Origin of the sequence: Rothia sp. ND6WE1A, assembly GCF_001683935.1 — a bacterium.
Taxonomy (GTDB): Bacteria; Actinomycetota; Actinomycetes; order Actinomycetales; family Micrococcaceae; genus Rothia; species Rothia amarae.
Genome location: NZ_LXTU01000012.1, coordinates 1 through 11,458 on the forward strand (window position 1 = coordinate 1; position 11,458 = coordinate 11,458).

Genomic DNA, 11,458 nt, shown 5'->3' on the forward strand with positions numbered 1-11,458 from the left:
CCCCTACACGATTTGGTGGGTCGCTACGCCCGCACCCACGCCCCCTTTACCACCGCCCAAGCCGCGGCGGCGCTGGGGCTGGGTACCGCCGTCGTCGAAACCACCCTGCGCGCCATGGCAACAGAACGCAGAGTCATTTCCGGCGAATTCTTGCCCGAAGAAATCCGCGCAGAACTAGCCCTTGCCCGCACCGGAACGGTCGAAGCAGCGGGCACCGAATGGGTCGACGCCGGTGTTCTACGCACCCTCCGATCCCGCTCGTTGGCAGCCCTACGCGCCGACGTCGAACCGGTTGCCCAACACATCTATGGGCGTTTTTTGCCCCCTTGGCAGCACGTACAGTCGTGGGAAATCACCGAAGAAACCTTTACACCCGGCACTTTTGGTACCCCGGTAGGAGGCAAAAAAGTCTCGGCAAAAGCCTGTGAAGACTCCATGCTCAGCGGATACGACGGGCTACTCACCGCGATCGACCAGCTGGCCGGAGTACGCATACCGGCATCCGCCCTGGAGCCCCTGGTTCTGCGCTCGCGGGTGAAAGACTACTCGTCCTCACTATTGGACCGCGCCTTATCCAGTGGTGATGTGCTGTGGGCAGGCGACGGCGAACTCGCAGGCGATGGCTGGATTACCCTCCACCTCACCGAAGCCGCTTCACTGACCCTCCCCTCCGATGGCGAACGCCAGGATAGGCTCTCCGAACTTTCCCCGCTAGATCGAGCGGTGTATGAGGTGCTCGGCGGTGGCGGTCTATTCTTCCAGCAGGTTCGCGAGGCGCTTTCCCGCTACACCGCAGAAGCTTTGCAGGCAGTAGAACCGAGTGCGAACCCCACCGAGTCAGGCGCAGGACACCCTGAGAATATGCCCTTTACGAGCTCCGAGGTCTCTGCGTCCCTCTGGAACCTCGCCTGGGCAGGACTGGTTACCAACGACACCTTCGCACCGGTACGCGCGCATCTCGCCGGCGGGCACTCGGCGCACAAACTTAAAAAGCCAGCACCAGCGCCGCGTGCTGCAGTACGCCGCGGTGCCGCGCGTCTTTCCGGCTCCCGCTTTGGTACCAACACCGGAATGAGCAGAAGGGGGCGGATGGGGTTGCTTTCTACCCCCGCCGATATGGTGTCTCCTACGGATTCAGGGCGATGGTCCCGGGTATGGACCGAAGAGCTGGACCCCACGATTGCCGCCCATGCCCGCGCCGAATTACTCCTGGACCGTTACGGCGTGCTAACGCGCGGCGCCGTGGCAGCAGAGGACACCCCCGGCGGATTCTCAGCGGTATATCGCGTGCTCTCTCTAGCAGAAGAAAAAGGAGTGGCGAGGCGAGGTTACTTTGTGGAAGAGCTGGGGGCAGCACAGTTCTCGACGGCGAACACGGTAGACCGCTTGCGCGCCTATGATCGGGAGGTAGAGAATCAGGGCGGCTCCACTCAAACAACACGAACGGTCGTTCTACTTGCGGCGACCGATCCCGCCAATCCCTACGGTTCAACGCTTCCCTGGCCTGCGCCGTCGTTACTGGGTCAAACCGAGCAAGAATTTACCAAACATAAACCGGGCAGAAAAGCCGGTGCGGTGGTGGTCTTGATTGACGGGCGGTTAGGAATCTACCTCGAACGAGGCGGGCGAACCGTTCTACTCTTTAGCTCCGATGTGACCGACGTACGAGTGGCAGCTCCCTTGCTCGGTGAGCTGGTGCGACGCGGAGCAGCAGAGAAAATCATGATCGAAAAAGTCAACGGACTGGGAATCTTAGAAAACCTAGCACCTTTAGTTTCCACCCAAGAACAGGCTGTTGAGCCCCCGATGCACCCCATAACAGCATTGCGTCGAGGTCTAGAAGAAGCCGGGTTCTACGCTACCCCCAAGGGTTTGCGTATGCGACGGGAAATATAAAAGTGGCTCCTGCCGGTGCAGGAGCCACTTCATGGGGGATTTACGCTCTACAAATTGGGGGAATACTGTATAGACATAATGGATGACACAACGATGTTACCAGCCGGTAACTGATAAGCCAACCTATCTTCTGTCACATTATTTATAGAATGAAGCTTATTCAAAAGCTGCTCTAGGAGAACCCATGCCTGAAGGCGATACCGTATGGCGCCAAGCGCGTAACTTACACCGCGCTCTTGCAGGCAGAACGGTGCACCACACCAGCTTCAGATTTCCCGATTCCGCCGAAATAGATTTAGCGGGAGAAACCATTCACGGCGCTTTTGCCCGGGGCAAGCACCTCTTCATCCGCATCGGCTCAATGAGCGTTCACTCCCATCTCAAGATGGAAGGTATCTGGCATGTCTACGGCACCGACGGCACCGGCAAACCCGCACGGTGGAAAAGACGGACGACGGAGGCACGCGCCGTCATCAAAGCGAACGCGCGGCTAGATGCATCAGGAGTAGTAAGAGATGGCTCCTCACCGGTAGAGGCAGTCGGCTTTAACCTAGGAATGCTCGATGTGGTGCCCACCGAGCACGAAGAACGATTTGTTTCCCACCTGGGTCCGGATATTCTTGGCGCCGACTGGAATCTTGCACAGGCGGTAGAAAACATTCGCAAACGCCCCGAACGGATGATCGGCCCAGCCCTCCTCGACCAGAAAAACCTCGCTGGAATCGGAACTATCTACCGCGCTGAAACGCTCTTTCTTGCTGGCGTAGACCCCCGCAGCACCGTCGCCGCCGTGCCGGATTTGCCGCGCGTCGTCGAAATCGCTTCTCTCCTCCTCAACGCAAACCGCGCACGCCCCCTCCGGGTGACGCGCACCCTTGCTGAACCCCTATGGGTCTACGGTCGCAGGCGGCAAAACTGCTACCGTTGCACCTCACCGATTGTGCGCGAAGAACTGAGCGACCAAGGCACCGACGGCGAACGCTTCGGAATCACACCGCACCGGCTGGCCCAAGAGAACGATATTGCGCGCCTCTCCTACCGCTGCCCCACCTGCCAAGTACTCTTTAGGGAGTAGTTGGGCACGCTACCATAGCCCTATGGCCCGCCGTAGAAAAACACCCATCAGCAAACCCCTGCCCCAGGTAGAGGGGATAGATCCCGTGCATCTCATCATGCCGGAGCAGTACCCCAGCGAATACGCGGCCACCGATAAAACCTCGCCCACTCTGGCGGACTACCTCACCGCCAGGTTCTTCCCCCAAGACCCCCACTACGTACCTGCTCGCTTAGAACGCGGGGAAATCGTCGATGACTCCGGGACCCCCTATGCGCCGCACTCCCCGTTTATCGGAGGAAGCTCAGTGTGGTACCACCGCGAACTATCTCCAGAACCAGATGTACCCTCTGACCTGCCCGTGCTCTTCGAAGACGAATGGATTTTGGCAGTTGATAAACCACATTTTCTTGCCACCACGCCCCGGGGTATGTTCGTCAAAAATACCGCCTTGGCAAATCTTCGGGTAGCACACGATCTGCCCGAGCTCTCCCCTGTGCACCGTCTTGACCGCGCAACGGCAGGAGTGCTTGTCTTCGCTAAAGTGCCCCCAGCCCGGGCGCCGCTCCAGATGCTGTTCGAACGCCGCAAGGTACGCAAAACCTACGAAGCGGTAACCCTGCCGATAGCGAACCTGAGCGAAGGAGACCAGCTGACGGTACGCTCGCGCATCGACAAAGAACACGGCCACATTCAAGTAGAACAAACTAACGTGCAGATTCTACCCGGTGAGCACCCGCCCCTAGCCCCTGAAACCCACGCGCAAAAACGGAAGCGCAGACAGTCCGGCCAAGCTTTCGACGGACTCAATGCAGAATCCCGCATCACGTGCCTGAGCATCTACGACCTCGATTCGGCGACCGTAAACATCACCGAACTAAACAACAGCGCCCGCCGATTAACCCACCTTCAACTCGAACCGCACAGTGGAAAAACCCACCAATTACGGGCACATCTGCTGGCAGCAGGTTCCCCTATTTTAGGCGACACCATCTACCCAGAATTACAGGAGCACGGCAACGATAATCCCGCTCTTCCCCTGCAACTTCTAGCGCGAACACTGGAATTTATCCACCCTTTAACCGGCGAAGACGTGATGTTGCGTAGCCAACGCACCCTCGCCCTCGCCCCGCCCCCAGGACCCGGCGTGCGATAGGCTAGAAACGAGTCCACACCAACATCAGAGGATAAAAATTGAGCACCGAACCTACTCGCCGCTCCCTGCACCAAGCGCCTACCGCCGCAGAAATTTCCCAGCTCCACCAAGAACACGCACGGGAAGTCAGCGACCGAGCCGAAACCGCCGGGCGGTCCATCCTCAGAATGTTCGGCAAAAAAGCTTTTGGTGTACCCGGAACCCTGCTCGGCGCAGTACAGATTCCCGAAACCCGCACCAGATTCACCCGGCTGGGTGAATGGCATTTCTGGTGGCAGGCACACCTGCTCGATTGCGCCATCGACGCCTCCCTACGCGCCCATCGCGAAATGGATTCAGCCACCGCAACCACCTGGTTTGAAACCGCCCAGGCAATCCTCCGCGGAATTCATACCCGCAACCTCGGTTCCTGGACTAACTCCTACTTTGACGACATGGCATGGCTGGCACTGGCGTCAGGCAGACTCAACGCCCTTGCCGAGATCCTCAACGGGCGCGGGCTTATTCAGGCACAAGACGCCGGGCGCGACCTATTCGTAGCACTCTCCAAAGGCGCCACCACAGACCTCGGTGGCGGTATGTTCTGGTCTACCCAAAAAGACTTCAAAAATACACCCGCCACAGCACCCGCAGCCCTTGCCTTCGCCCGCGGCGCGCAGGTGGGTCGCGCGTCTGCCCTCCTCAACTGGCTCGACACCAAGCTGTGGGACGCCGAGCGCAAGGTTTACCTCGACGGCATCAAAATTCGCCAAGATTCTGAAGAACTAGAATCAGCCCTCTACTCCTACAACCAGGGCCCGGTTCTCTCAGCCTTGCTGGAAGTTGCAGAAGCAGACGGAGAACTCAACTTTGAAGTAAATCAGCGGATCTCGGACATCCTCGACGGTATCGAGCAGCACTTCACTGCAACCTTTGAAGTTTCCGCCGTCGAAAGGGTCAAGGTTCTCTCCACACATGGCGATGGCGACGGCGGACTCTTCAGCGGTATCCTCGCTCGGTACCTGGCGCAGGTAGCGCTAAGCGAGCAGGTCGCTGAAGAAGCGCGCTCGCGTGCCGGCGCTTTGGTCGTTCAAAGTGCCGATATTCTCTGGGAAGGGCGACGCGAGTTCGACCCCGATCTGCCCCTCAACGAGTACGGCATTGATGTTCGAGAAGTACGCGGTGAACCCACCGTTCTTTTCAGCACCGATATTGTGCGTCATGCCTCTGAGACTTTGGGTGTAGGTACTCCCGTTCAGCTCTCAAGCCAGCTCCAGGGGTGGATGCTTCTCGAATCCGCCGCGCGAGTACTGGCGGCGAGCGCTTAGTTACTGGTTTCTCGGTTCTAGCTTCGAACGCGCAGTCGTTCTCTCAGCTCATAAGAAACCTCGTTCAACCCTGTGACTCTCACGCTCTTGCCTAAGGTCGCATATTTGGCGGCAATAGAATCGAGGGCAGATACGCTCGATGCGTCCCATATATGCGAATTGCTCAAGTCAATCTCCACTGCGCTGGGGTCTTCGGCGTAGGAGAATTGGAAATATAAATCGTTCGAGGAGCCAAAAAATAGCGGTCCGTTTACGCGGTAGAGGGCGTAAACGCCGTCCTGTTCCGTTTCGGCAACGATCTTTCGGTCTACCGTGACGACGTGCGTAATTCGACGTGCGAAAAGCACCAACGCGCAAAGTACGCCTACACCCACGCCCAGCGCGAGGTTGTGGGAAAATACCGTAACCAGAACGGTCATAGCCATGACGGCAAGTTCAGACCGGGGCATCGTGCGAAGGGTAGAGGGTTTGATTGAATGCCAATCAAAAGTACTCCAGGGCACCAGAATCATGACCGCTACCAGCGCCGCCATAGGAATCTGCCCCACCAGGTTCCCCATAGCAACCGATAGAACTAGCACGAACACTCCCGCGCTAAAGGTAGAGATTCGAGTGCGAGCATGGCCGGTTTTCACGTTGATCATAGTCTGACCAATCATGGCGCAACCGCCCATTCCGCCAAAGCAAGCGGTCACGATATTGGCAAGGCCCTGCCCCCAGGATTCACGAGTTTTGCTGGAGTGGGTATCGGTGAGGTCATCTACGAGTTTGGCTGTCATCAGCGATTCCACCAACCCGACGAACGCAACGGCGAGCGCGAACGGGAAGATCGTTTTTAGAGTGTCCAGTGTCAGGGGTACACCAAGTGCAGTCAACTGCGGCAACGAATCGGGAAGGGCGCCAAAATCACCGACTGTGGGCACGCGGATACCCGCCAGCATGGTGAAGGCCGTGAGTAAGACGATGGCGACGAGCGGCGCAGGAATCATCGGGTGAATTTTAGGCAGACCAAAAACCAGCAGTAACCCTACAATGGCAAGCGGGTAGACCAGCCACGGCACACCGATGAGCTGCGGAAGCTGGGAAGAAAAAATGAGTATGGCTAGTGCGTTCACAAAACCCACCATGACCTGACGGGGGATGAAACGCATCAGCTTAGCCACCCCGATCCCTGCCAGAACAATCTGCAAAATACCGGCAAGAAGCACCGCCGCAATCAGGTAAGGCAGTCCGTGACTTGCCATGAGAGGTGCGATGACGAGCGCCGTCGAACCCGCGGCACCCGATACCATGGCAGGACGCCCGCCGGTGATTGAGATGGTCACCGCCATCGTGAATGAGGCAAAAAGACCGACGCGCGGATCAACTCCCGCCACCACGGCAAAGGCAAGTGCTTCGGGAATCAGCGCCAGCGCCGTGACCAAACCTGCAAGTACTTCCACGGTGAGAAGTTTGGGACTTCTCAGCGTACGTACCACCGATTGACGTTGCTGGGGTGAAAGAGGCGGCGCAGATACCGAGGTGCTCATGAAATCCTTGAAAAGCAGATAGGGGTGAACACTTTTCAGGGTAGCAGTTGGGTTGAATACACCCGAATTGCCCACAAGCACAGCGAAGAACCGTGTGTGGTGGGCAGATGATGTGTTCTCGGCAGAACGGCCTTTCCCCAAGCTGAACATTGTAGAATGGGCAGGTGCTCAATACAGAATTTTCTGACCCCACTTTTTCCTTTGAACTTGGCAACAGGCTAGCGGATACCGCCGATATCCCCGCTGCCCGAACCGACGCTAATGGCGGCGAGTTCCGTGGCCGCACCGGCGTCATTCATACCCCGCACGGTGATATCCAGACACCCGCCTTCACCCCCGTTGGCACCAAGGCAACGGTGAAGGCTGTTCTACCCGAGGCCATGAAGGAGTTGGGCTCGCAAGCACTGCTCGCTAACGCCTACCACCTGTACCTGCAGCCTGGCCCCGAGGTTCTCGACGCCGCCGGCGGTTTGGGCAAGTTCATGAACTGGGATGGCCCAACGTTTACCGACTCCGGCGGATTCCAGGTCATGAGCTTGGGTTCAGGATTCAAAAAGGTCATCGACATGGGCACAGTTGCAAACGCTGTGGGCGCCGATGGTCGACCAATTGGCGACGACGACGTCGCAACCGGCAAAGAGCGCATGGCTCATGTGGACGACGACGGTGTGTTCTTCAAGTCCCATATCAACGGCGATATGCACCGCTTCACCCCTGAGGTTTCGATGCAGGTGCAGCATCAGATTGGCGCCGACGTCATGTTCGCCTTTGACGAGCTCACCACCCTCTACAACTCCCGCCCCTACCAGGAAGAAGCGTTAGAGCGTACCCGCTTGTGGGCGCTGCGTTGCATAGCTGAGCACCAGCGTCTAACCAAGGAACGCGTAGGCAAACCCTATCAGGCGTTATTCGGCGTCATTCAGGGTGCGCAGTATGAAGATCTTCGCCGTAAAGCATGCCGCGATTTAGGGTCGATGCCCTTTGACGGTTTTGGTTTGGGCGGTGCGCTGGAAAAAGAAAACCTGGGCACGATTGTGCGCTGGTGCAACGAAGAACTCCCCGAGAATAAGCCCCGCCACTTGCTGGGGATTTCAGAACCCGATGATATTTTCGTGGGTATCGAAAACGGTGTTGATACCTTTGACTGTGTCTCGCCCACGCGCGTTGCCCGTAACGCCGCCGTCTACACGCCCGAGGGCCGTGTGAACCTCACTAATGCGCGTTTCAAGACCGATTTCACGCCCATCTTTGAGGGTTGCGACTGCTACACCTGCGCCCACTACACGCGCGCCTACATTCATCACCTGTTCAAAGCGGACGAGAGGCTTTCGGCAACTTTGGCGTCAATTCACAATGAGCGGTTCATCGTGAAGATGGTGGACGACGCCCGCCTAGCGATCGACTCCGGCGACTACTTTGAGTACCGCGACGAGTTCGTGGGCAAGTACTACTCGAAAAAGGTTGCCCAGCTCAAAGCCCAGAAAGAGGCTGCGGCACGCCGAGCGCAGAAAGAAGCTCAACGCATCGCGGCGGCAGAAGCTCGCCGGGCAGCAAATCTTAAAGCTAAAGCTGAGGCGGAGGCACGACGCGCGGCGGTGGCAGAAGCGGCGCTTTTAGCTGAGGCGGAAGAGGAAACTGCTCAGAGCGAAGAGACTGCAGGCTAGGTTTGCCGGGGCGATTTGGGGCAGATACCCCACCGGCTAGAATGGACTCTTAAACACAGCGAAAGGTTGCCTCATGGCTGATTTTCCCCTCGATAAGGTGTCGAAAAAAGAACTCCTGACCGTCAAGCACGATTTTCTGGCGGGGACCGATGAGTTGCTCGCCGCGTTTACCGCCGCTGACATCTTCAAGCAGTGGTACGCTCCGGCTGGTTGGACTATCCAGGACGAACACTTCATTTTCGAACCCAAAATCGGCGGACGAATCCAGTTGTTGATGAAGCACGAATCCGGCCCGAACGTCTTTTCTCCTGTGTACCTGCGATTTGAGTCCATCACCGATACGCTCCTGGAATTTACCGAAGCCATCGCCGGTCCCGACGGCCAACCCACCGAGCAGGAAATCGGCTGGCGGCTACGGATGGTGCCCGGAACAGTCGTCACCGACGACGGCGTAGGGCAGGGAACCACTCTGGTTCTAGAGTTGGGTCCGCTACCGGCGTCGGTTCATGAACAGGCAGCTAGCACTTGGCATGAATCGTTTGCTTCCCTAGAAAAAGTGTTGAAACCTCATAGCTAGAGGCTCGCTACAGACGAAAGGCCCAGCAATGGCTGAAGTACCTCCCTTCAAGATTGAAGAAGTCCCCGCAGAATTAGTGTTCGAAATCGAACACACTTTCAAGGCATCCGCCGAGCAGCTTTTTCGCGCTTTCACCGAAAAAGACTTGCTCGTTCAGTGGTTCGGTCCCGAAGGATGGAGTGTTCCCGCCGAATCCGCTGAGGTTGATCCCCGCGTCGGCGGCGTCTGGAAATTCACCATGGTCAACGACGACCCGTCCATGACCAGCCCCTCCAACGCCGTGTTTGCAACCCTGGAGCCCAACAAACTCATTGAAGGTATCGAAACTATGCCGGCTGCCGACGGCGAGGAGCCTGGTTACCTCTATATGCGCATCGAATTCAAAGAAGAGGGCGATAAGACTCACCTGAAGATTACCCAGGGCCCGCTCCCCACCGAGTATCACGAACCCGGTGCGCAGGGGTGGACGTCCTCCTTCAACAAGTTGCAGGCTCTAGTTTCTGAAATCTAAGAACCCCGCAGACTTGAATCGGATATAGAAAAAGCGGACCGTATGACATACGGTCCGCTTCCCTCTATCTGCTCCATACTCAAAAGAGCTAGTTACATCGAAGTCTTAGTGCAGTCCTACCTGCGCCGATGGTCCCGGGCAAATCGGATTACAGGAATCGCCACGGTATCTTTGCCCAGGTGCTCTGGGCTAGGTGAAACGATGGCACCCACCATACCGATAATCGCACCGAGGATAGTTTCGAACATGCGGGTTGTGAGCAGTTCATAGCTGGTGAATGGCGACGCCAGGTGCACCATAAACAGCGCCAGCGGTGTAATAAAAATTGCCGCCAGCCCGTAGTTACGCATCACAAAAATCTCTGTGACGAACTGTGCAATCACAATGAGCACGGCAATGTGCCATGCATCGGGATGCATCGAAATAAAAAACGCGGTGACCAGCACGCCCAAGATAGTGCCGATCATGCGGTGGACACCGCGCAGAATTCTTTTGGACATTGACGGCGCAGCCAGCACAGCAGCCGCAGCAACCATCGCCCAGTAGGCATGGGAAAGTCCCAGCAAGTTACCCGCCAAACCTGCAACCAGGGTGGTAATAAAGTTAGTCAGGGTCTGCGTTGCTACATTTTTATAGTTAAGAGAGGTGCGAATAATAGTGGGCACGCCCCTGCCTTCTCCCCAGAGCTGGCCCAAAATAACACCGAGTAGGAGCGAGAAACCGGCGGAGGCTGCGGTAAGAGACAAGTCGCGCACCGCCATCCCCGAATAGGGAATCGAAGCAATACCCGCCGAAGCAAAGATATAAAACAGCGGCCCCGAAGGTTTAAGGTTGAATATCATCGCGATGTAGGCGCACACCGCCGCAAAAAACGAGGTAACAGCTACCAGCTGCCACCCTGCCACATGATGAGCAGAGAGAAACAGGCCAACTCCCACACACACCACCATCAGCACACCCGATGAGGTCTGCTGAATGACGCGCGGTAGTAGCGGCTGGTTTCTCCCGTAGAGCGCCGTAAACGCACCGAAAGCGGTGAAGATGGTAAGTTTCGGCTCCCCCATGAGCAGTAAAACCAGTAGCGGAATACCAACGCTGAGTGCAATACGCACGGCAGGCAGAGTGTCTCGGTGCCTTACCTGGGGTGGCAGTTGGAATAGTTCGCGGGCGTACTGGTTTTTTGGCACGTCGTTAGTGTTCTCCTCTTGTCTAGTTGATGAAGGATTCAAGCTCGGTTCGCTGCGCCTTATTCAGGCGGGTCAAGGTACCTGTGGTGGCGTTAAAAAATGCAAGCACTGTAGAGGCGCTGACGCACAAAGTACTGGTGTGGGGGTCAAAAACCCGGTAAGAAATAGTGAAGGAAGCAGCAGTTACCTCAGTGATAGCCACGTCTACTTTTACCTTAAGACCCCGGTAAGGCAAAGGCGAGTGATACTTTGCGTGATGTTCGGCAATCAGCGCCTGGACGCCGTCGGGAAAGGTCTCAAAGAGATGGACGCGCGGCCGAGGAGATTCCGCAACAGGCTCCCCTGACGACGGCGGCATTCCAAAAACCGCCACGCGCGCTTCTTCTAAAATCTGAAACATGGTGACGTTGTTGACGTGCCCATAGGCGTCCATATCGCCCCAGCGGAGCGGAATTTCTACTTCGAATACGTTCTCAGCCATGGTTTCGAGTGTACTCGGGTTATTGAGTACCAGGGGCAAACAAAGACGACCACGAAAATGCACTGTTGACCAGTTTTTGCTGGTCAGATGTGCACT

9 protein-coding genes and 1 pseudogene are annotated in these 11,458 nt (G+C 57.0%); 7 read left to right on the forward strand and 3 right to left on the reverse strand.

Annotated elements, in window-relative coordinates; translation table 11 throughout:
* From A7E48_RS11060 to A7E48_RS01295, 4 genes and pseudogenes are all read left to right on the forward strand, one after another.
* A pseudogene (locus tag A7E48_RS11060) lies at positions 1-1,896 on the forward strand (ATP-dependent helicase); the annotation flags it as partial.
* A gap of 184 nt (positions 1,897-2,080) precedes the next feature.
* Complete coding sequence (locus tag A7E48_RS01285; protein WP_068168463.1) at positions 2,081-2,971, forward strand: DNA-formamidopyrimidine glycosylase family protein; 891 nt, start codon at positions 2,081-2,083, stop codon at positions 2,969-2,971.
* A complete protein-coding gene (locus A7E48_RS01290; protein WP_233125932.1) occupies positions 2,919-4,106 on the forward strand; it encodes a pseudouridine synthase in 1,188 nt (395 codons plus the stop codon). The genes A7E48_RS01285 and A7E48_RS01290 overlap by 53 nt, the downstream gene beginning before the upstream one ends.
* A 38-nt stretch (positions 4,107-4,144) precedes the next feature.
* A complete protein-coding gene (locus A7E48_RS01295) occupies positions 4,145-5,413 on the forward strand; it encodes a glycoside hydrolase family 76 protein (protein ID WP_141669330.1) in 1,269 nt (422 codons plus the stop codon).
* A gap of 17 nt (positions 5,414-5,430) precedes the next feature.
* On the opposite strand, the gene A7E48_RS01300 is transcribed toward A7E48_RS01295, so the two are convergent.
* Positions 5,431-6,942, reverse strand: coding sequence for a SulP family inorganic anion transporter (locus tag A7E48_RS01300; protein ID WP_068168565.1), 1,512 nt, complete (start codon positions 6,940-6,942; stop codon positions 5,431-5,433).
* A gap of 164 nt (positions 6,943-7,106) precedes the next feature.
* Here A7E48_RS01300 and tgt point away from each other — a divergent pair, with 164 nt between their 5' ends.
* From tgt to A7E48_RS01315, 3 genes are all read left to right on the forward strand, one after another.
* Positions 7,107-8,606, forward strand: a complete 1,500-nt coding sequence (gene tgt, locus A7E48_RS01305) for a tRNA guanosine(34) transglycosylase Tgt (RefSeq protein WP_233125933.1) — start codon at positions 7,107-7,109, stop codon at positions 8,604-8,606.
* A gap of 73 nt (positions 8,607-8,679) precedes the next feature.
* On the forward strand, positions 8,680-9,183 hold the full coding sequence (locus tag A7E48_RS01310) for an SRPBCC domain-containing protein (protein WP_068168472.1): 504 nt from the start codon (positions 8,680-8,682) through the stop codon (positions 9,181-9,183).
* 28 nt (positions 9,184-9,211) lie between these two features.
* Complete coding sequence (locus tag A7E48_RS01315) at positions 9,212-9,694, forward strand: SRPBCC domain-containing protein (RefSeq protein ID WP_068168475.1); 483 nt, start codon at positions 9,212-9,214, stop codon at positions 9,692-9,694.
* A 116-nt stretch (positions 9,695-9,810) separates the two neighbouring features.
* Here the strand turns inward: A7E48_RS01315 and A7E48_RS01320 are convergent, their stop codons facing one another.
* Both A7E48_RS01320 and A7E48_RS01325 read right to left on the reverse strand, forming a co-directional pair.
* A complete protein-coding gene (locus tag A7E48_RS01320; protein WP_068168477.1) occupies positions 9,811-10,881 on the reverse strand; it encodes an FUSC family protein in 1,071 nt (356 codons plus the stop codon).
* A gap of 22 nt (positions 10,882-10,903) precedes the next feature.
* The gene (locus A7E48_RS01325; RefSeq protein WP_068168568.1) at positions 10,904-11,362 is read right to left on the reverse strand and encodes a thioesterase family protein; all 459 of its coding nucleotides are present in this window, start codon (positions 11,360-11,362) and stop codon (positions 10,904-10,906) included.
* Between the last annotated feature and the right edge of the window lie 96 nt (positions 11,363-11,458).